This window comes from Acinetobacter sp. V89_7 (genome assembly GCF_029967895.1).
In the GTDB taxonomy this organism is placed as follows: Bacteria; Pseudomonadota; Gammaproteobacteria; order Pseudomonadales; family Moraxellaceae; genus Acinetobacter; species Acinetobacter soli.
In genome coordinates this window covers 42,829-69,343 of record NZ_JASCAJ010000026.1, presented here as the reverse complement: position 1 = coordinate 69,343, position 26,515 = coordinate 42,829, and the positions used below count along the sequence as shown (strand labels likewise).

28 protein-coding genes and 1 tRNA gene are annotated in these 26,515 nt (G+C 39.9%); 18 read left to right on the top strand and 11 right to left on the bottom strand.

Annotated elements, in window-relative coordinates; all coding sequences use genetic code 11:
* Positions 1-22: 22 nt before the first annotated feature.
* Positions 23-955 carry a LysR family transcriptional regulator gene (locus QLG00_RS08145; protein ID WP_151764907.1) on the bottom strand — a complete coding sequence of 311 codons (933 nt, stop codon included), beginning with the start codon at positions 953-955 and terminating at the stop codon, positions 23-25.
* 100 nt (positions 956-1,055) lie between these two features.
* On the opposite strand from QLG00_RS08145, the gene QLG00_RS08140 reads away from it, so the two are divergent.
* The 5 genes from QLG00_RS08140 (at position 1,056) to QLG00_RS08120 (ending at position 3,590) form a co-directional block, all read left to right on the top strand.
* The gene (locus QLG00_RS08140) at positions 1,056-1,490 is read left to right on the top strand and encodes a DMT family transporter (RefSeq protein WP_025094718.1); all 435 of its coding nucleotides are present in this window, start codon (positions 1,056-1,058) and stop codon (positions 1,488-1,490) included.
* 8 nt (positions 1,491-1,498) lie between these two features.
* Positions 1,499-1,987, top strand: a complete 489-nt coding sequence (locus QLG00_RS08135) for a DMT family transporter (RefSeq protein ID WP_151764915.1) — start codon at positions 1,499-1,501, stop codon at positions 1,985-1,987.
* Positions 1,988-2,366: 379 nt separating this feature from the next.
* A complete protein-coding gene (locus QLG00_RS08130) occupies positions 2,367-2,612 on the top strand; it encodes a hypothetical protein (protein WP_004947783.1) in 246 nt (81 codons plus the stop codon).
* 526 nt (positions 2,613-3,138) lie between these two features.
* The gene (locus QLG00_RS08125; RefSeq protein WP_228198379.1) at positions 3,139-3,372 is read left to right on the top strand and encodes a transposase; all 234 of its coding nucleotides are present in this window, start codon (positions 3,139-3,141) and stop codon (positions 3,370-3,372) included.
* A gap of 23 nt (positions 3,373-3,395) precedes the next feature.
* Positions 3,396-3,590, top strand: coding sequence for a hypothetical protein (locus QLG00_RS08120; RefSeq protein ID WP_004947782.1), 195 nt, complete (start codon positions 3,396-3,398; stop codon positions 3,588-3,590).
* A gap of 52 nt (positions 3,591-3,642) precedes the next feature.
* Here the strand turns inward: QLG00_RS08120 and QLG00_RS08115 are convergent, their stop codons facing one another.
* Complete coding sequence (locus tag QLG00_RS08115) at positions 3,643-3,918, bottom strand: hypothetical protein (protein ID WP_004938290.1); 276 nt, start codon at positions 3,916-3,918, stop codon at positions 3,643-3,645.
* A 510-nt stretch (positions 3,919-4,428) separates the two neighbouring features.
* On the opposite strand from QLG00_RS08115, the gene QLG00_RS08110 reads away from it, so the two are divergent.
* On the top strand, positions 4,429-4,638 hold the full coding sequence (locus QLG00_RS08110; RefSeq protein ID WP_004938289.1) for a cold-shock protein: 210 nt from the start codon (positions 4,429-4,431) through the stop codon (positions 4,636-4,638).
* A 368-nt stretch (positions 4,639-5,006) separates the two neighbouring features.
* Here QLG00_RS08110 and QLG00_RS08105 read toward each other — a convergent pair.
* Together QLG00_RS08105 and cysS are read right to left on the bottom strand one after the other, a co-directional pair.
* Positions 5,007-5,082, bottom strand: a tRNA-Gly gene (locus tag QLG00_RS08105).
* 64 nt (positions 5,083-5,146) lie between these two features.
* Positions 5,147-6,568, bottom strand: coding sequence for a cysteine--tRNA ligase (gene cysS / locus QLG00_RS08100; RefSeq protein WP_004938120.1), 1,422 nt, complete (start codon positions 6,566-6,568; stop codon positions 5,147-5,149).
* Between the two features lie 210 nt (positions 6,569-6,778).
* On the opposite strand from cysS, the gene QLG00_RS08095 reads away from it, so the two are divergent.
* The 10 genes from QLG00_RS08095 (at position 6,779) to QLG00_RS08050 (ending at position 16,546) form a co-directional block, all read left to right on the top strand.
* Positions 6,779-7,756, top strand: coding sequence for a KpsF/GutQ family sugar-phosphate isomerase (locus QLG00_RS08095; protein WP_151815904.1), 978 nt, complete (start codon positions 6,779-6,781; stop codon positions 7,754-7,756).
* Positions 7,757-7,758: 2 nt separating this feature from the next.
* Complete coding sequence (locus QLG00_RS08090) at positions 7,759-8,298, top strand: HAD hydrolase family protein (RefSeq protein WP_004938117.1); 540 nt, start codon at positions 7,759-7,761, stop codon at positions 8,296-8,298.
* Positions 8,299-8,335: 37 nt separating this feature from the next.
* Complete coding sequence (gene lptC / locus QLG00_RS08085; protein WP_055415015.1) at positions 8,336-8,884, top strand: LPS export ABC transporter periplasmic protein LptC; 549 nt, start codon at positions 8,336-8,338, stop codon at positions 8,882-8,884.
* Positions 8,868-9,416, top strand: a complete 549-nt coding sequence (gene lptA / locus QLG00_RS08080; RefSeq protein WP_004938107.1) for a lipopolysaccharide transport periplasmic protein LptA — start codon at positions 8,868-8,870, stop codon at positions 9,414-9,416. Before lptC ends, lptA begins: the two co-directional genes overlap by 17 nt.
* On the top strand, positions 9,416-10,162 hold the full coding sequence (lptB, locus tag QLG00_RS08075; RefSeq protein WP_004938103.1) for an LPS export ABC transporter ATP-binding protein: 747 nt from the start codon (positions 9,416-9,418) through the stop codon (positions 10,160-10,162). The genes lptA and lptB overlap by 1 nt, the downstream gene beginning before the upstream one ends.
* 291 nt (positions 10,163-10,453) lie before the next feature.
* The gene (locus QLG00_RS08070; protein WP_282470799.1) at positions 10,454-11,917 is read left to right on the top strand and encodes a TolC family outer membrane protein; all 1,464 of its coding nucleotides are present in this window, start codon (positions 10,454-10,456) and stop codon (positions 11,915-11,917) included.
* Positions 11,914-14,058, top strand: coding sequence for a type I secretion system permease/ATPase (locus QLG00_RS08065; RefSeq protein ID WP_076032359.1), 2,145 nt, complete (start codon positions 11,914-11,916; stop codon positions 14,056-14,058). The genes QLG00_RS08070 and QLG00_RS08065 overlap by 4 nt, the downstream gene beginning before the upstream one ends.
* Positions 14,055-15,245, top strand: a complete 1,191-nt coding sequence (locus QLG00_RS08060) for an HlyD family efflux transporter periplasmic adaptor subunit (protein ID WP_025094710.1) — start codon at positions 14,055-14,057, stop codon at positions 15,243-15,245. The genes QLG00_RS08065 and QLG00_RS08060 overlap by 4 nt, the downstream gene beginning before the upstream one ends.
* Positions 15,246-15,342: 97 nt before the next feature.
* A complete protein-coding gene (locus tag QLG00_RS08055; protein ID WP_171402638.1) occupies positions 15,343-15,942 on the top strand; it encodes a YigZ family protein in 600 nt (199 codons plus the stop codon).
* Positions 15,932-16,546 carry an acyltransferase gene (locus tag QLG00_RS08050; protein WP_151746799.1) on the top strand — a complete coding sequence of 205 codons (615 nt, stop codon included), beginning with the start codon at positions 15,932-15,934 and terminating at the stop codon, positions 16,544-16,546. Before QLG00_RS08055 ends, QLG00_RS08050 begins: the two co-directional genes overlap by 11 nt.
* A 50-nt stretch (positions 16,547-16,596) precedes the next feature.
* On the opposite strand, the gene QLG00_RS08045 is transcribed toward QLG00_RS08050, so the two are convergent.
* A complete protein-coding gene (locus tag QLG00_RS08045) occupies positions 16,597-17,604 on the bottom strand; it encodes a hypothetical protein (RefSeq protein ID WP_004938084.1) in 1,008 nt (335 codons plus the stop codon).
* 337 nt (positions 17,605-17,941) lie between these two features.
* Here QLG00_RS08045 and QLG00_RS08040 point away from each other — a divergent pair, with 337 nt between their 5' ends.
* The gene (locus tag QLG00_RS08040) at positions 17,942-18,784 is read left to right on the top strand and encodes a universal stress protein (RefSeq protein ID WP_004938081.1); all 843 of its coding nucleotides are present in this window, start codon (positions 17,942-17,944) and stop codon (positions 18,782-18,784) included.
* A 111-nt stretch (positions 18,785-18,895) separates the two neighbouring features.
* Here QLG00_RS08040 and QLG00_RS08035 read toward each other — a convergent pair whose 3' ends face one another.
* The 6 genes from QLG00_RS08035 to QLG00_RS08010 form a co-directional block, all read right to left on the bottom strand.
* Positions 18,896-19,564 (bottom strand): O-methyltransferase, encoded by a 669-nt coding sequence (locus QLG00_RS08035; protein ID WP_055415011.1) that lies wholly within the window; start codon positions 19,562-19,564, stop codon positions 18,896-18,898.
* Positions 19,565-19,704: 140 nt separating this feature from the next.
* Positions 19,705-20,427 carry a D-Ala-D-Ala carboxypeptidase family metallohydrolase gene (locus QLG00_RS08030; RefSeq protein WP_025094707.1) on the bottom strand — a complete coding sequence of 241 codons (723 nt, stop codon included), beginning with the start codon at positions 20,425-20,427 and terminating at the stop codon, positions 19,705-19,707.
* A gap of 128 nt (positions 20,428-20,555) precedes the next feature.
* On the bottom strand, positions 20,556-20,879 hold the full coding sequence (gene fdxA / locus QLG00_RS08025; protein ID WP_004938070.1) for a ferredoxin FdxA: 324 nt from the start codon (positions 20,877-20,879) through the stop codon (positions 20,556-20,558).
* Between the two features lie 296 nt (positions 20,880-21,175).
* Complete coding sequence (locus QLG00_RS08020) at positions 21,176-21,634, bottom strand: BLUF domain-containing protein (RefSeq protein ID WP_025094706.1); 459 nt, start codon at positions 21,632-21,634, stop codon at positions 21,176-21,178.
* A gap of 189 nt (positions 21,635-21,823) precedes the next feature.
* The gene (gene mutS, locus QLG00_RS08015) at positions 21,824-24,418 is read right to left on the bottom strand and encodes a DNA mismatch repair protein MutS (protein WP_282470798.1); all 2,595 of its coding nucleotides are present in this window, start codon (positions 24,416-24,418) and stop codon (positions 21,824-21,826) included.
* Between the two features lie 413 nt (positions 24,419-24,831).
* A complete protein-coding gene (locus tag QLG00_RS08010) occupies positions 24,832-25,572 on the bottom strand; it encodes an NADPH-dependent oxidoreductase (protein WP_004938058.1) in 741 nt (246 codons plus the stop codon).
* Between the two features lie 324 nt (positions 25,573-25,896).
* On the opposite strand from QLG00_RS08010, the gene QLG00_RS08005 reads away from it, so the two are divergent.
* Positions 25,897-26,472: a TetR family transcriptional regulator gene (locus tag QLG00_RS08005; protein WP_282470778.1), complete on the top strand. Its 576-nt coding sequence runs from the start codon at positions 25,897-25,899 to the stop codon at positions 26,470-26,472.
* The last annotated feature ends 43 nt before the right edge of the window (positions 26,473-26,515 follow it).

Below are 26,515 nucleotides of genomic sequence, written 5' to 3'. Positions count from 1 at the left end.
CAATTTTAATTTTACTGAGTGATTAATACTGCCAGTAAAGTGGGGTGCCATAAATCTCGCTAAAGTAATCGATGACTGCACGAACATTCAGGGGTGGATGGCGTGCATTTGGATAAATTGCAGCAATGTATTGAGGTAGGGATTTAATCGAGACTTCATGCGGTTGAAGTAATTGAACTAAATCACCTGACTTTAACGCTTCTCCAATGAGCCAATCTGGGAACATGACAATACCCAGACCATCAAGTGCTGCACGCATAAGGCTCTCAGCATTATTCGATGTCATGAGTGCATGGACTGGTAATTGAGTCCATGCGCCGTCTGCTTCTTTAATTAACCAGCGATTTGGTCCTTCAAATCCTTTATAAACAAGCGCTTTATGCTCTAATAACTGCGCAGGTTGTTGAGGTTGTCCGTATCTGCATAAATATTCAGGTGATGCCGCAAGATAATATTTTTGTGCACCAAATACACGCGCGTGCAAAGATGAATCGTTGAGTACGCCTATACGAAAAACCAGATCGGTGCTGTCTCTAAATGGATCGATATATTCGTCGGTTTGAATCAGCTCAATCGAAAGTTTTGGATAGCGCTTACAGAGCCCTGTTAACCACGGTGCAATATGTCGTTGACCAAAAAAAACAGGCGCATTAATTCGAATGAGACCAGATGGCTCAACAGTCTTATCTTGTAAAGCTTCTTGAGCTTCGTCAAACTGATCGAGAATACGCTTGGCATATTCATAAAACAAATGACCCGATTCCGTGGGGGTAATTGCCCGTGTATTACGATAAAAAAGTTGCTGCTCCAGTGCATTTTCAAGCTGTTGAATGGTTCTTGAAATTAATGACGCTGAAACCACTTCTTTTCTGGCAACAGTAGAAAAATTTTGCGCATCATATACCTGAACAAATAAACGAAGCGCACGTATATCAATAGAATGTGAAAGATTCATTTGTGCAATATCTGCAAAAGTGATTTATAAATTATGCGGTTTTTAAAATGAATTGGCTAGATTAATATGCGTTGCTTTCAATACAACGATCGGGTTAATCATGCAATTGGTCTTTGTTCTGTTAACCATTTTAGGTGGAATGGGACTGTCTGTCGAAGCTGGGTTATTAGGCCCACTGGGTGCACAAGTCGGGGAGCTATGGGCAACATTCAGTATTTTTGGAGTTGGCGCAGCGCTCACATTTTTACTGATGCTGTTTTTTAGTCCGCGAAATACGCCTTCATTTTTCTCGATACCTTCTTGGCAGTTGCTTGGCGGTGTATTGGGTCCGATTTATGTGATTATTCTGACCATTACTACACCTGTGATTGGCATAGCCATGACCATGATTGGTATTTTAGCCGGACAGATTTTTAAAAGTCTGATGATTGATCACTTTGGTCTATTGGGTGTATCACATCGAAAAATCGATTCTAAACGTCTTATTGCTCTAGTTTTTATTGTGATTGCACTTATTTTGGTTGCACGAGGATAGCGAATATGATCACAACATTTATGATTCTATTGGCAGTGTTTGGTGGTGCCATGTTGAGTGTTCAAGCTGCAATTAATGGCCAACTTGGAAGTCAAGTTGGTGTGTTTAAAAGTGCGTTTTTAACCTTTTCGGTTGGCGCATTAATTACTGCCTTATTAATTTTTTATTTCGAACCCAGACATTCACTGACTTTGCTTGATGTACCTAAATGGCAATTATTAGGTGCTTTTTGTGGTGTGCCATATATTGTTGTTATGGTGCTGGCTGTACAGCGTATCGGGACCGCTGTTGCAACAGTTGCTGTGATTTTCGGTCAGTTGCTCATGAGTATGTTGATCGATAATTTTGGCTGGTTAAATAATGAAGCCTTGCCTTTTTCTATTGAACGATTCGCGGCATTAATTTGTTTGGGTATAGCGCTTTACTTTATCTACTCAAGCAGTAAGACGATGCAATCTAAGGCCGAAAAAGTATCAGACCTAAAGTCTCCTAAATAGCAAAAAGATATCAGATACTGATTGACGAATTTCATGTTTATTATATGTTTCGTCTCTTATTTGAATCATCTATAAATAGACATAAGTTAGAAGATGCAAAAACCCCGAAAGGGGTTTTTTAAAGTTAATTAAAATATAAAAATTTATGAAAATTGAATGAAAAATTTTATAAAAATGAGTATTAAAAATTGGGGTGAGACCTAAGATTTACACTTGTAATTTGCTGATAATTTAGTCAGTTATATGAAACAGTAGCTTAATAATTCAAAAGCATCAAAATCTTGATTTTATTGAAATATTGTAACAAAAGAATTATTTTGCCAATAGCATCCTTTAAATGTGTATGCTTGAAAGAGTTGTTTCGTTTGTGAGGTTCAAAATGACAGTAAAAGTAAGTATCAGAAGAATACTTTCTGAGAATTTCTTTCAAAAGAATACGACTTTTGAAAATTTAGACGATTTATTTTCAAAAGCTGGTATCACTATTTTTTCGTTAGAAGATGATAAAGCGTTGTCTGAAAATAAATACTTCAACTTATTTATTAAAAACAATACGTTGTATAGAGATTTTAATGACATGAAAGGTAAAGCTATTACGTTTTCAATGTTTCAAAACTTGCGATAAATAACGCCATGTGAAATTTATTATTTATTCTTATTTTTCAATTGTCTTCAAAATTTCCGGATATGACTTATATGCTTCAATTTTGCTTAATTTGCTAAATATTAAGCCGAATTATAAAGCAATTAAAACGAATGAGAGTTGTATCTGAAAGCGACTTAAATTAGGTATTACTGAGAAATGGTGTTACTATAACTTTAGCCGAAATTGTTCCGATTCAGAACAAGTAGATTTGAGTTGTTAATGGACTTGCGCTCCCAAATTTTATAAAAGTAATTAATATTTTATACGAATTCAAATCTTTAACGCATTGTGTACCTAAAAAGTACACCGGTGAATAGCAGTTTGAGCAAATCAGGCTGCTATGTTGAATCAAACTAAATATGATCAATCGACACCTATGTGTCATTAAAGCTGATGTAACTGTTATAGATCTTAGGCGAGATGCCTTTAACTTATCACTATCCAAGTTGGATACATGTAAATTAATCTTTTCTGATTACAAAAGCTCATAAATATGGGTTTTATAATGAATATTATGAACGGCTGGACAACAGCCAAAGCAGTAAATGGCGACATTATTCGCGTGAATATTGTGCCATTGAAAAAAGTCCAAAGTAACTTGCATGGTCAGACCTTGGTTGAGGTGACGAAGCAAGTTGAATTAGAATCTGGTACGGTTCTGGCATTAAATTTAGATGGAAAGTCTTTCTACACCGAATTTAATAAACTCTATAAATTACAATCTAATTTTTTTATATGAAAAAATAGTGAAAGTTGAATGTGATGATCAATAAACAAGCCATTGAAATAAAATCAGTATTTAATCTCGTTTACTATGCAAATGACGTTTTGCAAAATTTTGAGGTAGATATTGCAAGTGTCATGACTAAAGGGCATGTAGATAACAGTAAAGTGCTCTGGCTCGCATTAAACAATCATGAGCCTGGTACTGCTGTAAAAATATTAAAAACCAAATGATAGCTTTATGGTTAAAAAATAGATAAAAAAGCTCATAATATGAGCTTTTTTATTATATATATCTTATTTTATTCATTTTAGTGACCTCAATGACTTTATATATTTTATGATTAAAAATGAGTCCATCATGTACTTTTACGCGATCCATAAAACTCCAGAGCTCAAATGGACAAAACTCATTATTGTCTTCAAAAATCCATAACCATTCATTTGTTTCGTAAAGAAGTTCTTTATTAAATTGAATATCTTTTACTTTGATGATTTTTCTGATGAAATTATTTGCATCTTGAATCGTGATTTTATAATTAATCATGGTAGACCTAGACATAAGGTATCCTTTTGGCCTAAATTGAGATTAATTAATTTATTTAAATAGTTAAATTTATTTCAATTAAAATATTTATAACTTAATTAGTTAATTAAAAAATAGGAAGGTGATAAGAAAATTATTTTACATTGAAATTCCGATGATGGATCATCCGAAAATAAATATAAAATTGATGCATTTTAAAATTCGACTATAACATATAATTGTTAATGTGATAGAAAATATTTTTTAATGATATTTTTAAGGTTCTAATTTTTATCGATTTTTGCGTAATCATTTTTTATTTTTGTAAGTATATATATATCAAATAAGCATATACTTGATGCGGTTTTTAGGATAGTATAGAGTCTAGCTAGAGAAATGACACAATTAGTTAAACCTTTTAAAGTATCGAAGTTTTATTCATAATCCTCCGTTTTTTAGATTCTTGAGCTTAATTTGTTAAATTTTCAAAGTTATATCGGTCAAATTTTATTTGGCAATTTACTATTAAAAATATAGGGTAAGATTATGTCTAACACAGTTACTGGAACCGTTAAATGGTTTAACGAAACTAAAGGTTTTGGCTTTATTCAACCAGATTCAGGTCCTGACGTTTTTGCACATTTCAAAGAAATTGCAAGCTCAGGTTTCAAAACGCTTCATGAAGGTCAGCGTGTATCATTTAGCATCGTTGAAGGCCAGAAAGGTCCAAGCGCTGTCAATATTGTTGCTCAATAAGTAACAATTAAAAAAAAGCACTTTCGGGTGCTTTTTTTATTGCTGAATTTTAGACTTTTTCTCGATCAGATGATGCTAACTCAGCCCTTTGTGTATTCTGAATCCATATCATTTCATCATTGAACAAAGCTATTCATTGAAATACTGATGATTTGGTTGCTTAGAATTTTAAAAGACAGTCTATTAAGAAATACTGTTTATGAGGGAAGTGTTGTCAAGTTTATACTCTATATCATAGAAATTAACTAAACTCTTTAAGCCAACTTGGCAGCAATTTTATTATCAGTGCGTATATAAAATTCTTAGACAAAAAAAAGTCATACAACATTGAATGTTATATGACCTGTAAATCCAAATTTAAAAAATTTTGGAGCGGGAAACGAGACTCGAACTCGCGACCCCAACCTTGGCAAGGTTGTGCTCTACCAACTGAGCTATTCCCGCAATGTTTGGTGCATTATATACAGTTTGTCTTGACTGTCAATACATCACAAGAGGAATTGCTGAATTAATCAGCACGTCGCCATACAGTTCCTTGGCGTGTATCTTCTAAAACGATTCCACTATCAAGTAGAGACTTACGAATTGCATCTGCACCAGCAAAATCTTTGGCTTTTTTTGCATCCGCTCGTTGTTGAATCAGTGTTTCAATTTCGCTATCGGAGAGTCCAGAATCTTCGTGTCCAATGGTAGATTTTAAGAAATCATCTACATGATGCTGTACCAATCCTAAAATATCGGTCAAAGCACGTAGCGTTGAGTAAAGTGTTGTTGCCAGATCAGATTGCTCTTCCTTGACCGCACGATTTAGCTCACGAATTAATTCAAACAATACGGCCATAGCTTCAGGCGTGTTGAAATCATCGCGCATAGCCGTATTGAAGCGCTCTACATATGTTTGCTCTAAATGAGAGGTCTTGGTTTGACCAAACACTTGTTCATAAGCTTTAAATGCATGATAAAAACGACTTAATGCAGTTTTCGCCTCTTTGAGTGCGGTATCTGAAAAATTGACTGGGCTACGATAGTGCGATGACACAATAAAGTAGCGAATCACTTCAGGGTGAAACTTATCCATGACATCGCGAATGGTAAAGAAGTTACCCAAAGACTTAGACATCTTTTCGCCGTCAACATTGATAAAGCCAACATGCATCCAGTAATTGACATACTGCTCGCCGGTTGAAGCCTCACTTTGCGCAATCTCATTTTCATGGTGCGGAAATGTTAAGTCCGAGCCGCCGCCGTGAATATCAAAGTGATTGCCTAGGCAGCATGTCGACATTGCGGAACACTCGATATGCCAGCCTGGACGACCGTTGCCCCATGGTGAAGCCCAAGAAGGCTCATTTTCTTTGGCATGTTTCCAAAGTACAAAGTCAAAGGGATGTTTTTTCTCGACTTCCACATCGACGCGTTCACTTGCACCCGCTTGCATGTCTTCAAGCTTACGACCAGACAAGCGTCCGTATTTTTCAAACTTATTCACTTCAAAATATACGTCACCATTTGTTGCTGGATATGCCGTACCTTTATCGACCAAAGTACTGATCATGGCCTGCATTTGATCGATATATTCGGTCGCTTTTGGTGACTCATCCGGTTCGGCACAGCCCAGTTGCGCTGCATCTTGATTCATTGCGTCGATGAAACGGGCAGTTAATTCTTGAATTGATTCATTATTTTCATTCGCACGTTTGATGATTTTGTCATCAATATCGGTAATGTTGCGGATATAACGAACGTTCCAGCCCTGACTACGTAAAAAACGGATAATGTAGTCAAATGCAACCATTACTCGAGCATGCCCAATATGACAATAATCATAGACCGTCATACCACAGACATACATGTCAATCTGACCGGGTCTGCGCGGAACAAATTCAACTTTCTTACGTTGCTCTGAGTTGTATAAAACAAATGGTTGCATAAAGGTCTTCAAAACTCACCAAAAACAGTGTTACATCATAACGTAAGCAAGATTTTTAACAAAGTTTTATCACTCAAATTTCTAAGCTTGTGAAAACTTGTACATTTAAAAACGTGTCTTGATCAGAGCTATGTTAGAATAACGCAAATTTTTTGCGTCAAAGACTAAGCTGCAATTTGCACTTAAGTTGAAGTTATTCGAGCTATTTTTATGACCATGACCACCGATTTTAAAAAAATCGCATTCGAAACGATCGCTATTGAACAGCATGCACTTGATGTGTTGGCCAAACAAATCGATGCGCGATTCAATCAGGCCTGTGAAATTATCTTGCAGTGTAAAGGCCGTGTTGTGATTACGGGGATGGGTAAGTCGGGACATATTGGTCGTAAAATGGCAGCAACATTTGCCTCAACAGGAACGCCATCATTTTTTATGCATCCAGGTGAAGCGGGGCATGGTGATTTAGGAATGCTGGTACGTGGCGATGTGCTGATTGCGATTTCGAATTCAGGTAAAAGTGACGAAATCATGATGCTGATGCCACTGATTAAGCATCTTGAAGTGCCGTTGATTACCATGAGTCGTGATGATAAAGGACCAATGCCGCAAAATGCCGATGTTGCTTTGACTTTAGGCGAATCGGATGAGGCATGTCCGCTAGGTTTAGCGCCGACCTCAAGCACTACGGCAACACTGGTACTTGGCGATGCGCTCGCTGTTGCGTTACTTGAAGCGCGCGGTTTTACCGCAGATGATTTTGCACGTTCGCATCCGGCTGGTGCATTAGGCAAGCGTTTGCTGTTGCATGTAAAGCACTTAATGCACACCGCAGATGAGCTTCCAAAAGTGTCACCCAACACGCCAATGAATCAGGTGCTTTACGAAATTTCCAATAAGCGCTTGGGGCTCACAACCGTTGTAGATGAGCAGGATCGCTTAATGGGCATCTTTACTGACGGCGATTTGCGCCGTTTAATTGATAAACAACAAGGCTTTGATGTGAATTTGCCTGTTCAAGATGTGATGATTACACATCCGGCCACAATTTCACAAGAAGCAAGAGCAGTTGAAGCATTACAGCAGTTAAATGAACGAAAAATCAGTCAATTTGTGGTGGTCGATGATCAAAATAAAGTCATTGGGGTTATCAGCATGCATGACCTGATTCAAGCAGGGGTAAATTAAACATGGCGTCTTTTGCATTACTTGAGCAAGCACGACATATTCAAGCATTGGTGCTTGATGTAGATGGTATTTTAAGCGATGGTTTTGTTACGCTCACCAATACAGGCGATGAAATTAAATCCTTTGATATCCGTGATGGTCTGGGCATGAAATTAGTCCAGCAAGCAGGCTTAAAGGTGATCATTATTACTGGCCGTAAAAGTCATATTGTTGAAAAACGCATGTCTGATCTTGGTGTTGATCTGGTTTTTCAAGGACGTGAAGATAAGGGTGTTGCACTCAAAGAAGCATGTGCGCAGTTTGAATTGTTACCGGAAGATTGTTTATACATGGGTGACGACTGGCCTGATTTGTCGGCTTTTTCCATTGCAGGGATGTGTGTGACCGTGCCCAATGGTCACGTCGAGGTAAGACGTCGTGCGCATTTGGTTACTCAGGCGATGGGCGGGCGTGGTGCAGTACGTGAAGTTTGTGATATGTTACTGAATGCAAAAGGAGTTTACGAAGAACTTCTTGCAAAATATCTCAGTGTACCCCATTAATATTCTTATAGAGTGATACAGGTCAGACACACCGTTCATGGATACTAAAGCGCTTTATATTGCTGCTGTTGTCATCGCGTCTGTAAGTGGTGGCTATTACTATTACAGTGGCAAAGCAAAAAAACTGGATGTCGATTCGGCAAGAAATATGACTTATTCTGCGGAAGGTGTTTATCTCACTCAAACCGACGACCAGGGTCATCTGTACATTCGTGCCAAAGTGGATCGGTTAGAGCAGAACATGCAAAACCAGACCTCAAAACTTGAAAATCTGAATGCTTCGACTTACAAAAACGGTAGCGTCGACTCCACCTTTTTTTCAAAATATGCACACGGCTACAATGACAATGCAAAAGTGGTGCTGTCAGATCAGGTTGTCGCCACAAAGTTATCTGAGCAAGGTAAAATTGAATTTAAAACCGATGAGTTAACCACTTATCCAGATACAAAACTGATTGAGACCTCACATCAAGTGAATGTTGACTCACCGCAATCGTCTTTTATCAGCAATGGATTAAAAGCAAATTTAAACACGGGTCAGTACGAGTTTTTTAATATTCGAGGAAAGTATGCGCCAAATTCTTAACTTTTTTTGCTCTTCAGCTTTCCTTAAAAAAGGTGTGTCTGTTGCCGTATTGGGGATCTCTTGTAGTAGCGTATTTGCTTTACCATCAGATCGTAATCAGCCTATTTCATTGGTTGCAGATCGAGCTACCTATAACGAAAAAACAGGTGTCACTACCTATACGGGCAATGTGATGATTGAACAGGGCACTATGAAGCTACAGGCAGATTCGATTGTGGGTCAGCTAAATTCACAGCGTCAGCTACAAACTGTAAATGCAACAGGTCGCCCAGCAAAATTTCAACAGCAGATCAGTGCTCAAAAAGGAATTGCGCGTGGCGAAGCACAAAAGATTGTCTATAACGCTGAAACCGGCATTATTACTTTAACGGGTAACGCCTATCTGAATCAGGATGGTGCCAGTGTCCGTGGTAATACGCTTCGCTACAGCATGAATAAAGGTGATATCGAGGCCCAAGGTTCAGGCTCGAATCGTGTGCAGTTAGTGATTCCACCATCTGCCTCTAAAAGTTTCCCGGGGGCACGTGACTAATGGAGCAAGCTTTGGATAAACCACAAACTTTGTGTATCAAGCACCTTGCAAAGAATTACAGTAAACGCTGGGTGGTCAAGGATGTGTCCTTTACGATGGAAAGCGGGCAAATTGTCGGTTTGCTGGGGCCAAACGGTGCCGGTAAAACTACAAGTTTCTATATGGTGGTGGGCTTGGTTCGCATGGATAAAGGTGAAATCCATCTCGATGATCTTGACCTGTCAGATCTTGCAATGCATGAGCGTGCGCGTAAAGGGATTGGGTATTTGCCACAAGAGGCTTCGATTTTTAGAAAGCTGACCATTTCTGAAAATATTATGGCAATTTTGGAAACACGCAAAGATTTGAATAAACAACAGCGTCAGCAACGACTTCAAGAGCTGTTAAATGATTTCAAGATTACCCATATCAAAGATTCTTTGGGCATGAGTGTTTCGGGTGGTGAGCGCCGTCGTGCCGAGATCGCGCGTGCCTTAGCAGCCGATCCAAAATTTATGCTCCTCGATGAACCGTTTGCAGGTGTCGATCCTATTTCTGTTGGAGACATTAAAGATATTATTCGTAATTTAAAAGATCGTGGTATTGGCGTCTTGATTACAGACCATAACGTACGTGAAACACTGGCTATTTGTGAGCATGCATATATCGTTAGTGAGGGCGCAGTCATTGCCGAGGGTACACCACAAGAAATTCTAGAAAATGAACAGGTGCGCAAAGTTTATTTGGGTGATGATTTTACGGTCTAATTTTTGCGTATGAACTAGATTAATCGGTTTCATTCAATCCGGTAGAATTAAGTAACGATACAATTGTTACCTAGTGCTACCGGATTTTTTCATAATAAGAAAAAATGTATCTAAAACATGTGATTTGTTTAGCATAATGCAATTTTTTGTGATAAAAATATGTGAAAATTTTACTGCCGTTTAATCATAAAAATATTTACTATGCATCGACCAATATCAATTTCTCATATGAGTGAAACGGGGAAAAAGGTCACAACATTAAAAATCTTGCTGCTATGCAGTTCGATTTCGATGGTGACCTCTTCGGTATTCGCAGCGCCTTCTGATACATCTGGTTTTCATTTAAAAGACAAGATCAGCGGATTATTTAAATCTAAACCAAACGATGATTACAAGACAGTTCAAATACAAAAGTTTCAAACTGTAAAGTTAGATCCGATTATTGTGCAGGGATTGCCGCAAGTGACCTATGGCGCGGTCGCACCCGATGCAAACACTGGTCCGGTCGAGTCGAGGCTCAGTGAAATTAATCTGGTCGATGCAGTTCAAATCGCAGTGAAGCGAAACCCTTCAATTGGTCAGGCCATTTCAACGATGGCGGCGCAAAACTCAAATATTGATGTAGCAAAATCGCAGTATTATCCACAAATCAGTGGTGGTATTTCGACTGGTGGTAATCTGGCATCGTCTGAACAGCGCGGTCGTCAAATGTTTACGATTAGTGCTTCACAATTGCTTTATGACTTTGGTCAGGTTAAATCCAATGTGACCTCGCAAGAAGCACGTTTGCAGCTACAACAAGCCAATGTGTTAGTCAGTATTGATTCAATTGCAACCGAAACAGCTGCTACTATTGTGAATATTGAACGCTATAAAAAACTGGTAGCAATTGCAGAGCAGCAAGTAAAAGGTTTACAGCGCATCTTGGGAATTACCGAATTAAGAGCGCAAGCGGGGATCAGTAGTCAGGCAGATCCGGTTCAGGCACGCTCTTATGTTGAATCGGCTCAATCGGCGCTGATCGCGCAGCGTTCGTTATTGCGTCAAAATCAGCAACGACTGACTGTTTTACTTGGTTTTGACTCGATGGGAAAATCATGGACGATTCCAGAAAATCTGGTTGAAGTCTCTGATTTATATAAAGAACCTGATTTTAATGTGATTCCAAATATGTTGGCCGCGCAGGCCGAAGTGGAAGTGGCCAAGGCAGATAAAAAAAGAACAGATTTAAGCCGTTATCCTACGCTTTCTTTGGTCGGTTCGGTGAGTCAGGCAGTTAATGGCACCAATCCAAATAACAACAAAGATGACGGATTTTACAGTTCGGTCGCTTTAGAGGCCAACACTAAACTGTATCAGGGTGGCGCAATTTCAGCTCAAATTCGCTCTGCGGGCTTTGCCGAAGAAGCCACAAAATCAAAAGTCAATTCAGTTTATTTAGATGTCATGGATAATGTCAAAATTACACGTGAAAATATCGAAAATAAGCAAGAGCAAATTAAAGTGTTACGCGCCCGTCAAATTACTGCGGTGAAAACACGAGAACTTTACCAAGAACAATACAAGCTCGGCACACGATCTGCGCTTGATCTATTAAATGCTGAACAAGCGATTCATTCGTCTGCCAACGAGCTTGAGAATGCACGTTACGATATTTATTCAAGTCTTGTTCAATATATTTCGACCACTGGAAAAACACGAGATGCCTACGGCCTCAATAATATTTCAATCCAGGGCTTTGAGGTGCAACCATGACAAAAACATTTCAATATCAACCATGGTTGCAGGCTGTCCTGACCATTGCACGTCATTATCGAATTGAATCTTCTGAAGAACGTATTCGGTTGCAACTCGATTGGAATCAAAACCACAATCCTGAAGAGGTATTGTCGTTGATGTGCAGACAAATGGGGTTGAGCTTACGTGTTGCCAAGTTTGATTTAGACTTGATCAATCCATGGCGTTTACCCGTGATTGCCGAATTTAAAGATGGCCAGATTGGTGTAATTGATAAAGCGGATGCGCAGGGTAATGTGAGCATTCAGCTCAGTGGTGATCATGGTCTATCACAAAGTTTTGCAATAGAAAGCCTAAAAGGACTGGTCAAAAATATTTATATATTACGACCAGAAGCATCGATTGCCGATGCGCGTGTTGATGAATACATTAAACCTTATGAGGCGAGCTGGTTCTGGTCAATTGTACTCAAAGACTGGAAGCGCTATATCGACATTATGTTTGCATCCTTAATTGCAAATATTTTGGCGCTTGCAACGGTTGTATTTTCGATGCAGGTGTACGATCGCGTCGTGCCTTCCCAGTCGATCCCAACACTTTGGGTGCTGGCTGGCGGTGTGTTTATTGCTGCAATCTTTGAGTTTATCTTACGCGTCAGTCGTATCTACTTGTCGGATATTATTGGAAAGCGTGCAGATCTTAAAATTTCTGATCGTGTATTTGGTCATGCACTGCGTATTAAAAATAATGAACGCTCTAAATCGACAGGCACCTTTATTTCGCAAATTCGTGAATTAGAAGGTGTTCGAGAGCTGGTGACGTCGACGACCATTACAGCGATTGCTGATTTACCGTTTTTTATCCTGTTTTTGGTGATCATGTGGATCATTGGCGGTCATGTTTTTTGGGTGGTTGTGGTTATTGTGCCGCTTATGATTTTGCCGGGTATTTTGGCACAAAAGCAGCTCGCTAAACTGGCTAAAGAAGGTATGCGAGAATCTGCGATTCGTAATGCTATTTTGGTTGAAGCCGTACAAGGCATTGAAGATATCAAACTGCTCCGTGCAGAATCACGCTTTCAAAATCAGTGGAACCACATGAACGAACTGTCTGCAGATTACAGTATGCAGCAGCGTAAAATTGTAGGTGTGCTATCTGCTTGGACACAAAAGCTACAAGGGCTGACTTACGCCTTGGTGATTTTGGTGGGTTGTTTTGCGGTCATGGATGGTGATATGACCACAGGTGCGCTAGTTGCGTGTTCGATTCTATCTTCGCGTATGCTGGGGCCTATTTCGAATATTACTGGAGTTTTAGGTCGTTTACAGCAAGCCAAAGTAGCCAAAAGCAGCCTTGATGAGCTTATGAAAAAATCCGTGGATCAACCAGATCGTGCCCATTTGGTGCATAAGCCAGTGATTCATGGCGATTATGAGTTGAGCAATGTGGTTTTTCAGTATGATCCAGAAGACAACAAACCAAACCTTACGATTTCAAGATTAAAAATTAAGGCAGGTGAAAAAGTTGCCATTTTAGGACGTAATGGCGCAGGTAAATCGACCTTGCTACAGCTTTTGTCTGGTATGCAATTTCCGGTCAATGGAAAAATTACGTTGGATGATCTTGAACTTTCAATGATTGATCCGGCAGATGTGCGTCGTGATATGGGTCTTTTAAACCAAAATGCCAACTTGTTTTATGGCACGATACGTGAAAACTTGACGCTAGGTGCTCCTTTGGCCAACGATGAAGATATCATCAAGGCATTACGTGTAACAGGTGCTTTGGCCTTTGTAGAAGAGAAAAAAGAAGGTCTCGATCATCTTATCTTAGAGGGTGGAATTGGTTTTTCGGGTGGTCAGCGTCAGGCATTGTTACTTTCACGTTTGCTCATTCGTCAACCCAACATTTTACTACTCGACGAGCCAACGGCTGCCATTGATGATGTTTCAGAAAAACAACTCATCGATCATCTAAAAGTATGGTTGGCGCATCGTACATTGGTGGTGGCAACTCACCGTAGAGCAGTACTTGAACTTGTTGACCGAATTATTGTGATTAACGACGGCAAGATCGTGATGGATGGTCCACGTGATCAAATCTTAAATCAATCAACTCAGGCTAAAGCAGTTGCGCCAGCACAGGGGATTAAATCATGAGCGATCAACAACAAGCAAAATCCCGCTCATTAAATGTTTCATATAAAGAGCCACCTTTACCTCGTGCCAGCTTTGTCATCTGGATTGTGGGGATTGCCTTACTGATTCTAATTGTCTGGGCGTGGTTGTTTAAGCTTGAAGAAGTATCAACGGGTACAGGAAAAGTTATTCCGTCATCGAAAGAGCAAGTCATTCAATCTCTAGACGGTGGTATCTTGACGAAGTTGGATGTCAAAGAAGGCGATATTGTTGAGAAAGGTCAGATACTTGCACTCCTAGATCCAACACGTTTTGAATCCAATGTTGGCGAGTCGCAATCACTTTTGGTTGCCGCTCAAGCCACTTCGGCGCGTTTGCGTGCTGAGGTGAATGGAACACCGTTATCTTTTCCTGAGCAGGTGCTAAAGGAGCCAAAACTGGTCCAAGAGGAAACTGCACTTTATAACTCGCGTCGTTCGAATTTAGAAGAAACGGTTTCGGGTTTGCAACAAGCCTTGCGTTTAGTTCAACAAGAACTGGTGATGACCGAGCCATTAGTGGCTAAAGGTGCAGCCAGTGAGGTTGAGGTGCTGCGTTTAAAGCGTGAAGCAAATGATTTACAAAATAAAATCAATGATGCGCGTAGCAGTTATTATGTAAAGGCACGTGAAGAGCTTTCAAAATCGAATACCGATGTTCAAACCCAGCAACAGGTGATTAAAGGGCGTACCGATACTTTATCTCGTACCGTATTTAAAGCACCGGTTCGCGGTGTAGTCAAAGAAATTTCAGTGACCACTTTGGGCGGTGTCATCCCTCAAAACGGTAAACTGATGACCATTGTGCCATTAGATGAAAAATTACTAATTGAAGCGCGTATCTTACCGCGTGATATCGCTTTTATTCGTCCGGGGCAAGAAGCATTGGTTAAAATTACCGCTTATGACTATTCGATTTACGGTGGTATGCAAGGCAAGGTGACGTTTATTTCACCAGATACGATTCGTGATGAAGTCAAGCAGGATCAGTTCTACTATCGTGTTTATATTCGTACCGATTCCGATAAACTTTACAATAAATCTGGTAAGGCATTTGGAATTACGCCAGGTATGGTGGCCACGGTTGATATCAAAACCGGACAAAAAACCATTATGGACTACTTGTTAAAACCATTTAACAAAGCGAAAGAAGCGCTGCGAGAGCGTTAAGTAAAAAAGCCCCGACACTGATCGGGGCTTTTTTCTATCGAAATTATATCTAGAAATTGCGTATAATTTCGGTCTTGTACAGTGTGTGATGGGTAATATGGCGTTTACGATTAGCGAAGTTGTTTCATATGAAGAGGAAATAAAAAAAAGTCGCTTTCAGGCAATCGCTATTCCTGTAGAGACCGAGCATCAGATCAAAGCATATTTGGATCAATATTACGATCACTCGACGGCACATCAATGCTGGGCATGGAAGATCGGTAATCAATTACGTTTTAATGATGACGGAGAACCTTCCGGTACGGCAGGTCGTCCGATTCTGGCGACAATTGAAGGAAATGAGCTGACGAATATTCTGGTAATCGTCAACCGTTGGTTTGGTGGCATCAAGCTCGGTACAGGTGGGTTGGTACGTGCTTATGGTGGCTGTGCGGGGCAATGCCTGTCACGTGCAGAGAAAAAACCGCTTATCCATAAAGAATCTATTCACTTTAATTGCCATTTCAATGAATGGTCGATTCTTGAATATGAATTAAAACAACATCAAATCGTGTATACCAGCAACTTTACAGCTGAGGGTGTAATCGTAGAGGCTGATGTCGAAATTGATCAGATTGAGCCATTATCGCTCAAGATTAATCATGTCACTCGGGGGCGAGAGAAATTAAAGAGAATACAACCGCAAGATGAACAATGATCCTTTACTCAAATATCGAGAGCAGCACAAACATCGTTTGAATTACATGCCATGGCTGTACTGGACTTTAAAACCCAAACATCGGGAATGGGCTGATGAATGGCAACGTGACTATCAGGCTTATCTGATGGATATGGAAACGGTTGAAATTGGTCAAAACTGCTTTATATCGCCACTTGCACATATTTTTGCCGAGCCGGGCCGAAAAATTATCATCGGTGATAACAGTTTTATTGCAGCCGATTGTGTATTGCATGGTCCATTGCATATTGGATCTGAAGTTGCCATTAACCATCATTGTATATTAGATGGTGGACGGGTCGGCATTACCTTGGGTGATCAAGTGCGTCTTGCGGCGTATTGTCATTTATATGCCTTTGATCATGGTATGAGTTTTGATCAACCCATTTATCAACAGCCAGTAAGATCACAGGGCATTTGTATTGAAAAGGATGTCTGGCTTGGAGCGCATGTAGGGGTGAAAGATGGCGTGACAATTGGTGCGCATACAGTTGTAGGTATGAACAGTATGGTGACTAAAAATATCGACTCGCAGCATGTTGTTGCAGGAAATCCTGCTCGATTTATTCGATTACGACAATAAAAAAGACCCTATGAACTAGGGCCTTTTTTTCTCATGTAAAATTTAAGTTATTAAACAGGAGAAAGAGTGCTGTTAATCAATTCGTCAAGTGCATTAAAGCCTTGTAAGCCTGTGCCTACAGATGCAACTGTACCTGAAACTAAATCTACTGCATCAGTTACAGTTTCAACTACTGCACCCAATACTGGTGTTGAAGCAGTAGAAGCAACCAATGGGTTAAGGTCGTCAGCAAGATCGGCAACAACACCCGCAACATCAACAACAACTGTGCCTAGTGTTTCCGCTGGTGCATTAAGAAGATCGCTGACCAATTGAACTGGATCAACGTCAGCAACATACTGGCCCACGTCACCAACGGTATCTACAACGTTGTCTACAGAATCTAGAACACCCGCAATTACACCCCCAAGTACAGGCACTTGAGTCACGTAGTTTGTAACAACGTCAGTGCTGTCAAGAACATCACCTACAGTTGTAGATACGTCAGTTACCAGATTACCCGCTACAGACGTTGTATCAGAAAGTAAATCGGTTACAGCACCCAGTAAATCACCTTCAACAAGGTTGCCATACAGATTTTCAGCAGTTGTAGAAACATTTTCTAAAGTTGAAGTCACAAGATTAGAAACAGATTCAACCACTTCACCGACTACAGGAATGTCTTGAGCAGCATCGACCAGTGTTGTTGAAATTGAATCAAGCGTAGAAGCTGTATCAGTCACTAAGTTAGTCACTAAACCAGTGGTGTCTGTGACAAGATCGCCAACAGTTTCAGCAAGATCGCCAGAAGTAATGTTTGCAGCGGTATTATGAAGTGTATCGAATAAATTATCAGTTGTAGATGTAACAAGGCCAGTGACTGAACCTACAACATCACCCAAAACAGGAACATGGTCTAAAACGTCAACCACAGGTGTAACGACTGAGTCGACCACAACATCAGTAATTGTTTCAGCTGCTGTTACAACAGCATCAACAATTTTGCCCACAGCTTGAGTCAGTCCTTGAAATACAGTTGTTAAAACACTGCTAAGTTTCCCAGTAAATAATGAAAACATGATAACCCTCTTTTTTATTTAGCATAAGAATAATTTGCATAACCTTTTTAATGAAAAAAGTGATAAATCTCAATAAATAAATTAAAAATGTCGGCTATTTTATGATTGTAAATTCTGCTTAAATTCTTATTTTTGATAGCTTTTCTATATTTTAGTTAAACTATGTGAATCTTATCACAAACATACCTTGATGGGCTTAAAGTAATATTAAAAGGATTATATATTCTAGACATCTAAAAAAATAACTGAAATAAATCCTATTCTGAAATAAATATGATAAGTTAAAAACATGTCAAAAAATCTCTAGGCACAAAGACCTTAAAGAAGAGAGGCAAGTATGAGTCGCGTAATCGCATGTATTGATTCTTCACCTTGCATCAATGCAATTGCAGAAGCAGCTGCGTGGGTAGCAAGAGAAACCAAACGGGAATTGGTGCTTTTACAAGTATTAGATTATTATCCTGCAAGCTACCATTTAGGTGAAATTAGTGGCGTCATTGGATTTGAAAGTAACGCGATGTTGCTCAAAGAGCTTGCAGAGCTTGAACAAAAACAAAGTGAATTAGCAATCGATTATAGTAATAACCTACTCAAACATATCTCGGAAATGATTCTAGATAAATATGGGTTGGAAAGTACCAAGATTCAGGAGAAAGGTGATTTCCTAGAGCAAAGTTTTAGTGTGCTCAGAGAAACAGACTTTGTCGTGATTGGTAAAGTCGGTGAGCGTGCCGCTGAAAAAAATAAGCCTATAGGAAGTAATGTAGAGAATTTTATTCGTGGAGCGAACTGTACCGTAATGACGGTGGGTGAGAACTTTAAAATTCCGACTCGGTTTATCTTTGCCTACGAGTATTCACCAACATGCTTAAATATCATGCAACGAATCTCCCAAAGTGATTTACTCAAAACTTTACAATGCCATTTATTGTATGTAGGGGATCATCCCGAAGTACTCAAAGACCCCGAAGAGTACCTTCGAACAGCAGGACTTGATGTGGTAACCGTGTACCGTTATGGCGATGTGGCTGAAAATATTCTTGAGTATCAGCAAGAGCTTGGTATTCAGATGATTGTACTGGGTGCATTTAGTCACAGTAAATTACATCAGTTCTTTTTGGGAAGTATTGCCACTTCAATTTTCAGAAATGCAAGTGTGCCGTTGCTGGTTGCCAAATAATGTAACAATAGTTATCCGCAAATGTTGTGGATAACTATATGGAAAAACATAAATATTGTATTTAAATATTTGATTTAAATGCAAAAAATATTCAAGTCTGTTTTTTGATCGCTATTTGACAATCGCGATTGCAAAACCATCATGTCCTTTCGAACCCACAGTTTGAAGCGCTGTAGACGACAAAAGTCGCGGATGATTCTGCATGAGTTCAAAAGTAGAGCGGATACCTTCGATACTTGGACGCTGGTTTTCAGCATCGATAAGTGCGCCAGCGCGAATCACATTGTCTAAAACAATCACCGTGCCCGAATGCGACAAGTTAAGGCTTAACTCTAAATATTCAGGATAACTTTGTTTATCTGCATCTATAAAAATAAAATCGAAAGGTTCGAAAGTGCTGGCGTCTATTGCCGCTAAAATTTCTGCTGCACGGCCCACCTTTAACTCAATTGGTACGGCTAGATTCGCCTGATCAATATTTTGCTGTGCCAGCGCAGCGTGATTATCTCGCCCTTCAATAGTCATGAGATAACCGTCTTCTGGAAGCACCCGTGCCAACCATAAAGTACTATACGCTGCAAATGTGCCAAGTTCCAAAACGCGTTTGCATTTATTCATCTGAATGAGCATTTGCAATAACATGCCTTGATTGGGAGCAACAGCCAAGTGATCTGGAAAACCCTGAGCTGAGGTATTGTTCAGGGCAAATTTAAGATTTGCATCTTCTGGAATTAATTTTGATTCAATATAGTGATCAATGTCGTTCCACTGCTGTTGCATTGCAAGTATACCTTTAGTCCTAAGAGAGGGAAGTGTATTTAAAAACCTGACAATTCTATGAGATTTGGCAAGGAAATCAAAAAATAAAATAAAAAAAGAGATCAAATCGATCTCTATTGGGTGCCACTCGTATCAATCAATTAAAAATTACACATCGAACTGTTTCTGCTGTGGTCAGGCCCCCATGTACGATAGCCTTGCGTATCGATATGAATTTGTCCAGTACTGTACAAGCCTAGCCCCATATTCAAGCTTTGCCCGTGTTGTGACCAAAATTGACAGAGTTTAAATTTGGTATTTTCGATAAAAGCATAATCTTGCGGCTGAGGGATTTCCGGCCCAATTCTAAAATCAATCGCTGAATTGAATAAATGGCGAGAGGAATTTGCGCCACCTGCACACTGATTGAGTGGCAAATCGCGGTAAACCGAAGTGACTTCAAAGTCTGTCAAAATTTTGGCAGCCACCAGATATTTCAAGACCCGAAGTGTAGGAAGGGCGTTATTCCATAATTCACGATTAGGTACGGCATATTCTGAGCGACCGCATTTTTGCCAGTCACGTGCTGTACGGAGTAATTCGTAATTTGGCACAATATTGGCAACATCGTTGCGAGTTAAAAACGCCTGATAATCTTGAACTTGCGCACGATTTGTCGGGTTTTCGAGCCAGTATAAGTATGAACTTGGGGTTATTTTAGGACGTACAGGGCGTTCAATTGAAATTGTTTCTTGAGGAATGTGTATACGGTGACCACGAGGAATGTCATGAATTGTCGCTTTTTTTTGAGAGGTTGTGGTACAACCAACCATCATGACCGGAATCAGGCTGAATGCAAACAAACCTTTCAAAACCTTAGACATAACAAAATCAACAACTTATTTTAAAGTCGTTATTTTAATCTAAAATGGTCTTAGAATTATGAAATTTTTGCAATCAAATGTTGATTTGAGGTATAAAAAAGGATCAGACAGTGCTGATCCTTAATTGATTACTTCTCTAGATATTGAAGCTTATCTGCTTTGCCATTCCATTCTTCGCGATCTGCAGGCTGATCACCAATTTGGGTAATGTTTGGCCATTTTTGTGCTAATTCTGCATTAAGTTCAATAAAGACTTCCTGACCTTCAGGTAATTCATCTTCAGAGAAAATAGCGTTTGCAGGACATTCTGGCTCGCAAAGCGCACAGTCGATACACTCATCTGGATTGATGACAAGAAAGTTTGGACCTTCATAGAAACAGTCAACTGGGCAGACTTCTACGCAATCTTGATATTTACATTTAATACAGTTTTCAGTGACAACAAAGGTCATGGCGACAGCTACCTAAAATATGGTTTTCGTTAAAACTTGCCTATTTTAGGCAAAAAACTAGCAATCGAACAATTCCTTTTATTGATATTTGTTATTTAAATCCATGAAATGGATTTAAATAACTGATTTATAATCTTTTATTGCTTGTTTTGTTGCACAATTTTTATTAGTTGTACTCCTATTTATACCTGTAAAAACAAGTATTTAAATGATATCGATTCTTAATCAAGCTTTGTCGGTCAGTTGTTTGTTCTGATTTATTTTTTAGCTCCGGTTTAGCGTTGCCTCTGGTCAACTCAATCTGAATAGCCTTGCTGTGGATAATGCAGGATATCCTGATGAAGTTCTTCAGATAATAACTGAATGAAAGGTTCTGTGGTGTGATGCGTTAAAAGGTAAGGATTAAACTCATCAATATGGTGCTGTTCAAAAAAGGCCTTCATTTTTTTATTAATCGGCGCAAATTTCATGCTCCAGCGTTGAAATAGTGAATGATCGATATATTTCGACGCTAAAATTTCACAGTTTTGATGACGTGGATCTTTGATAATTTTGGTATAGAAAATATCGTGTACCGTCTTTTCTTCGCCTTCGAGGCACTGCACAAAATAACCATTACCATAATACAGCACACCCGTAATACCATTGCGTGAATTGTATTGAACAGCCTCAGTTAAAATTTCCATCAGGTCATTTTTGATTTGATGATGTTCACTATTGGTTTTGCTCACGTATAGTAGCTGAATTGCTGGCATAGTCTCACCTTAATGATTTTTAGAATTGTTGCCGCTTTTATAATTGATTGCCAAAATAACTATAACAGATTATGACGTACTTGTATGGTTGTGAGCTTATACACTCACGTTTTTTAACATTTGTATAGGCTCATTTTACAAGCAGAGATAAAAAAGGGCATCCATAGCAGACACCCTGATTGGCTCACATTATAACGATGAGTGATCTAACTGTTCTTTCAAATGATAGAGAGCTTCTAAAGCCTGTCGAGGTGTTAAGCTATCCACATCGAGCTGCTGAAGATGTTCGAGCACAGGAGATGGTTTTTTAACCTCGATCATCTGTTCATCGGCTACAGTATGTTCAACCGCAGCAAATAAATCAGTTTGAACCGCTGTTTGTGCGTGATCAAGCTGCTGTTTTTCTAAAATTTTAAGGCGCTTTTGTGCTTCTTTAATTACACTTGCAGGAATACCCGCCAGTTTTGCAACTTGTAGACCATGACTTTGACTCGCTGGGCCGTGCTGAACCTTATGCAGTAAAATGAGATTTCCATTAATTTCCTTTGCTGTTACATGATAGTTATCAATACCATGTTCATGGCCTAGCTCGGTGAGTTCAAAGTAATGCGTTGCAAATAAACATAAACATTTAATGCGTTTGGTTAGATCGAGCACACATGCCCAAGCCAAGGATAAGCCATCATAGGTACTGGTACCACGCCCAACTTCATCCATGAGTACCAAAGATTGATGGGTGGCATGATGCAAAATTTGCGAGGTTTCGGTCATTTCGACCATAAAAGTAGATTTACCTGTCGATAAGTCATCGGCTGAACCAATTCGGGTAAAAATACGATCAATTGGGCCAAGTTTTGCAGTCTGTGCTGGCACGAAACTACCACAGTAAGCCAGTAAACTAATCAACGCTGTCTGACGCATAAATGTGGATTTACCGCCCATATTGGGGCCAGTAATAATCGCCATGCGATGCTGCGTATCTAAAAAGGTATCGTTAGGGGTGTATGGACTCTTATTGAGTGCTTCCACCACCGGATGGCGACCAGCCGTAATTTTAATGCCGGTTTCTGGCCCAAAACTTGGGCGGTTCCAATTCAGTAAACGTGCCTGATGGGCAAAGTTGCTTAACACATCGATTTGCGCAATTGCGGCACTCATCATCTGTAAATTGGCAATGTTTTGACGCAGTGTTTCTAGGAGTTGTTCGAATAAAAGTTTTTCTCGTGCCAGCGCACGCGATTCACTCGATAGCACTTTATCTTCAAAACTTTTTAGCTCAGGCGTGATGTAGCGCTCTGCATTTTTTAAAGTCTGACGACGGATATAATGACTTGGCGCTTGCTCTGCTTGCGCTCGTGTCAATTCAATGTAGTAACCACTCACGCGATTGTAGCCAATTTTAAGAGTAGGTATACCGCTCAAGTCACGTTCTTTAATTTCAAGATCAATCAGGAATTGTCCAGCATGATCTCGAATTTGACGTAATTCATCAAGTTCTGCGTCGTAACCTTCTGCAATGACATTTCCATCACGCAACAAGACTGGCGGATTTTCTACAATCGCGGCATTAAGTAATTGATGCAGTGCTTTGAAATCACCTAACTGTTGGTCAAGATCATGCAACAATGCCGATTTTTGTTGTTGAAAAACTGGTTGTAAAGCATGTCGTAGAAAAGGAATTTGACCACAGGCTTGGCGTAACTGTACCAAATCGCGAGGGCGGGCACTGCCTAGCGCGACACGGCTAAGGACGCGTTCAATGTCTCCGATTTCTTTAAGCACCAGTCGAAGCGGTGTTTCATGATAGCCATGAAGCAGATGTTGAATGGCGTCGAGCCGTGCATCAAGAATAGCAGTATCACGAATGGGTTGCATGAGCGTGCGGCTGAGTAGACGTCCGCCCATTGCGGTTTGACAGTCATTGATAAGCTGAAAAAGTGATGTCCCGTGTTCAAACAACGGATCGACAATTTCTAGGTTACGGCGAGTAATGGGATCTAGCGCAATAAAGTCGGTGCTTTGTTCGAGCTGGATCGAACGAATATGAGGCAACGCCGTTTTTTGTGTTTCTTTAGCATAATGAATCAGCGCTGCTGCTGATGCTTTTGCAAGTGGTAAATGATCGAGTCCAAATCCAGCGAGCGTGCCAACAGCGAGTTGATCGCACAGGGTTTTTTCGGCGTTATTTAAATTGAAATCAACATTTGGACGTTTGGTGATTGGGCATTCAATTTGCTTTTTAATTTGTTCAAGGATGTTTTGATCGACCAAATCCTCATCAACTACAATTTCACTTGGCATCAAGCGAGCAAGCTCAATGGCCAGTTGTTCAGCTTGAAACGCGTGTTCTTGTACCTTAAAAATCCCTGCACTTAAGTCCAGAAGCGCCAAACCGATCTTATTTTGATGAATGCAAACCGAGACCAGATTTGAAGATTGATAACTGCCGAGCAATGCGTCGTCGGTAATGGTTCCTGGTGTGATGATACGAACTACTTTTCGTTCAACCGGGCCTTTACCTGTGACTTCACCAACTTGTTCGCAGATTGCCACCGTTTGGCCAGCTTTAACCAACCGCGCCAAGTAGCCTTCAGCAGCATGGTAGGGCACACCCGCCATTGGAATCGGTTCGCCGTTGCTTTTTCCACGATGGGTCAGGGTAATGCCGAGTAATTTTGCAGCTTTACGCGCATCTTCAAAAAAGAGTTCATAAAAGTCACCCATGCGATAAAACAACAGCGCATGTTGATGTTCCACCTTCACCTTAAAGTATTGTTGCATCATCGGTGTTAGTGTGGAGAGGTCAGGTGTTGAACTGTCTAATTTCAATTGTGTAAAGCCTTTTATTTCAGGTTTTTAAATCGGTTGAGGGATGCCATCATTAGGTTAAAGCCAAATACAGATAAAACCTTTGAGCCACGCGCATAAGATTTATCTTGATATCTTGTTTACTGGCCAAATTTTAGCAAATCTACAGTCAGCATCTTAACAAATTGAGAAGAATTAACAAAAAGGAATACCGGAATGAATGGTGAAATAAAGACCAAAAACATAAGAGTGCTATAAACCTATGCCTTTTTTTATTGAGAAAAGATTTCGATTCTATTTTTACTTTTAAGCTTTTGGGGTGAATGAATTCAATTGTGTAAACGCCAGCATGTCATATCACATCATGCTGGCAATTTAGTCGGGTTCGCTTATTTGTTAAATCCAAATCCTTGCTTGATCAAGTTAGGGAGTACATCGGGAAAATAAATGTGCTTGTAATAACCACTTACACTAGCGCTCCATGTATCACCATCGGTACGACCAGTATCTTTCCAATGCTCGACTATTTCTTGGTTGTACTTCGAGATTTTTTCTTCTAAACCATCTGTCTTATAGGTTTCGTCATGACGGAAGGTTTCTAATGGAAGACGTGGTTTGTGATGTGACGGAACATCTACATGACCAATCACTACACCCGCGACAGGATAGGTATATTTGGGTAGCTTTAACAGCTTGATCATGGCATCGGAATCACGACGAATCCCACCAATAGGTACAATTCCAAGGCCTTCCGAGCGTGCAGCAGCCATCACAGAGCCTAATGCAATTCCCACATCAGTCGCGCCAGCGACAACACTTTCCACACTTTCATGTGCAATTTGCTGATCTCCGATTAATTCCAATCCGACATGACTCTTATACATATCTAGCACAAAAACCAGAAACACGGGTGCTTGGGCAATCCAGGGTTGCCCACCTGCAATCTTGGAGATTTCAGCACGTCTTGCTTCATCGCGAATCACCACAATGGAAACTTGCTGTGAGTTGACTGATGTTGGTGCACGATAAGCCGTGCTAATGATCCGTTCTAGAGTTGCATCATCAATTGCCTCATCTGTAAAACTACGTTCACTCTTATGATCATTCAACAAATCAATCACGTTACTCATGAGATCTCCTGTATTTGGGAAATAATAGTCATCTAAAACTGACAATAATTTAAGCTAACAATATGCGAAATAAAGACATTTTATAGCTTGGTATAGCCAAAATTTTACCATAGCGCAATATGATGTATGTTTCAGTGGAGTTTCATTTACGGGATTGAAACTTTATACAAAAACAACTCACCATCTAACTCAGCGGTTTCAATTAGAGATACTTACAGATATAAATCATACAAATTTCAAAATCTTGATTAAATTTTTTTGATTTTTAAATTTATTTGAAAGAAAAAACTTGCTCCGATAGAACGATTGTTCTACCATCATTTTATGAACACAAAAAACACCAATACCCGGGAGAAGATCCTGAAAACTGCCGAGCAGCTGATTTATCAAAAGGGTATTCATGCCACGGGTATGGACCTTTTGGTTAAAACCTCAGGCGTGGCAAGAAAAAGTATTTATCGTTATTTCGCGACCAAAGATAACGTAGCTGCGGCAGCCTTAAATGCGCGTGGTGAACGCTGGATGTATTGGTTTCGAACCGAATGTGACAAAGGGGAAACTCCCGCTGAGCGTATTTTAAATATGTTTAGCACACTCAAAAACTGGTTTCAGTCTGAGGGTTTCCGTGGTTGTGCATTTATTAATACTGCTGGAGAAACTGGTGATCCGGAAGACCCTGTGCGGCGTATTGCAAAACTGCATAAGCAGAAACTTCTGGATTATATCTTTGAGCTCACTAGCCAAATGAATGTTGAGCAACCCATGGTCTTGGCCAAGCAGTTGCTTATCTTGATCGAAGGAGCAATTACCACCTCGCATGTGATGGGTGATACGAGTTCTGCCGATAGCGCAAAAGATGTCGCGCAATTATTGTTAAATCAGGCCAGTCAATCGGTCTAAAGCTTAAAACAGTGGATTATTTTTTATCTAAATTTTCTGGAGG

Coding starts and splice junctions, on each gene's coding strand:
- QLG00_RS08065 (WP_076032359.1), top strand. CDS start 11,914: ATGACAAAAACATTTCAATATCAACCATGGTTGCAGGCTGTCCTGACC.
- QLG00_RS08145 (WP_151764907.1), bottom strand. CDS start 955: ATGAATCTTTCACATTCTATTGATATACGTGCGCTTCGTTTATTTGTT.
- QLG00_RS08010 (WP_004938058.1), bottom strand. CDS start 25,572: ATGAGTAACGTGATTGATTTGTTGAATGATCATAAGAGTGAACGTAGT.
- QLG00_RS08030 (WP_025094707.1), bottom strand. CDS start 20,427: ATGTCTAAGGTTTTGAAAGGTTTGTTTGCATTCAGCCTGATTCCGGTC.
- lptC (WP_055415015.1), top strand. CDS start 8,336: ATGGATACTAAAGCGCTTTATATTGCTGCTGTTGTCATCGCGTCTGTA.
- QLG00_RS08125 (WP_228198379.1), top strand. CDS start 3,139: ATGAATATTATGAACGGCTGGACAACAGCCAAAGCAGTAAATGGCGAC.
- QLG00_RS08050 (WP_151746799.1), top strand. CDS start 15,932: ATGAACAATGATCCTTTACTCAAATATCGAGAGCAGCACAAACATCGT.
- QLG00_RS08035 (WP_055415011.1), bottom strand. CDS start 19,564: ATGCAACAGCAGTGGAACGACATTGATCACTATATTGAATCAAAATTA.
- QLG00_RS08120 (WP_004947782.1), top strand. CDS start 3,396: ATGATCAATAAACAAGCCATTGAAATAAAATCAGTATTTAATCTCGTT.
- QLG00_RS08060 (WP_025094710.1), top strand. CDS start 14,055: ATGAGCGATCAACAACAAGCAAAATCCCGCTCATTAAATGTTTCATAT.
- QLG00_RS08040 (WP_004938081.1), top strand. CDS start 17,942: ATGAGTCGCGTAATCGCATGTATTGATTCTTCACCTTGCATCAATGCA.
- fdxA (WP_004938070.1), bottom strand. CDS start 20,879: ATGACCTTTGTTGTCACTGAAAACTGTATTAAATGTAAATATCAAGAT.
- lptA (WP_004938107.1), top strand. CDS start 8,868: ATGCGCCAAATTCTTAACTTTTTTTGCTCTTCAGCTTTCCTTAAAAAA.
- lptB (WP_004938103.1), top strand. CDS start 9,416: ATGGAGCAAGCTTTGGATAAACCACAAACTTTGTGTATCAAGCACCTT.
- QLG00_RS08045 (WP_004938084.1), bottom strand. CDS start 17,604: ATGTTTTCATTATTTACTGGGAAACTTAGCAGTGTTTTAACAACTGTA.
- QLG00_RS08090 (WP_004938117.1), top strand. CDS start 7,759: ATGGCGTCTTTTGCATTACTTGAGCAAGCACGACATATTCAAGCATTG.
- cysS (WP_004938120.1), bottom strand. CDS start 6,568: ATGCAACCATTTGTTTTATACAACTCAGAGCAACGTAAGAAAGTTGAA.
- mutS (WP_282470798.1), bottom strand. CDS start 24,418: ATGATGCAACAATACTTTAAGGTGAAGGTGGAACATCAACATGCGCTG.
- QLG00_RS08095 (WP_151815904.1), top strand. CDS start 6,779: ATGACCATGACCACCGATTTTAAAAAAATCGCATTCGAAACGATCGCT.
- QLG00_RS08020 (WP_025094706.1), bottom strand. CDS start 21,634: ATGCCAGCAATTCAGCTACTATACGTGAGCAAAACCAATAGTGAACAT.
- QLG00_RS08055 (WP_171402638.1), top strand. CDS start 15,343: ATGGCGTTTACGATTAGCGAAGTTGTTTCATATGAAGAGGAAATAAAA.
- QLG00_RS08005 (WP_282470778.1), top strand. CDS start 25,897: ATGAACACAAAAAACACCAATACCCGGGAGAAGATCCTGAAAACTGCC.
- QLG00_RS08070 (WP_282470799.1), top strand. CDS start 10,454: ATGGTGACCTCTTCGGTATTCGCAGCGCCTTCTGATACATCTGGTTTT.
- QLG00_RS08115 (WP_004938290.1), bottom strand. CDS start 3,918: ATGTCTAGGTCTACCATGATTAATTATAAAATCACGATTCAAGATGCA.
- QLG00_RS08130 (WP_004947783.1), top strand. CDS start 2,367: ATGACAGTAAAAGTAAGTATCAGAAGAATACTTTCTGAGAATTTCTTT.
- QLG00_RS08110 (WP_004938289.1), top strand. CDS start 4,429: ATGTCTAACACAGTTACTGGAACCGTTAAATGGTTTAACGAAACTAAA.
- QLG00_RS08140 (WP_025094718.1), top strand. CDS start 1,056: ATGCAATTGGTCTTTGTTCTGTTAACCATTTTAGGTGGAATGGGACTG.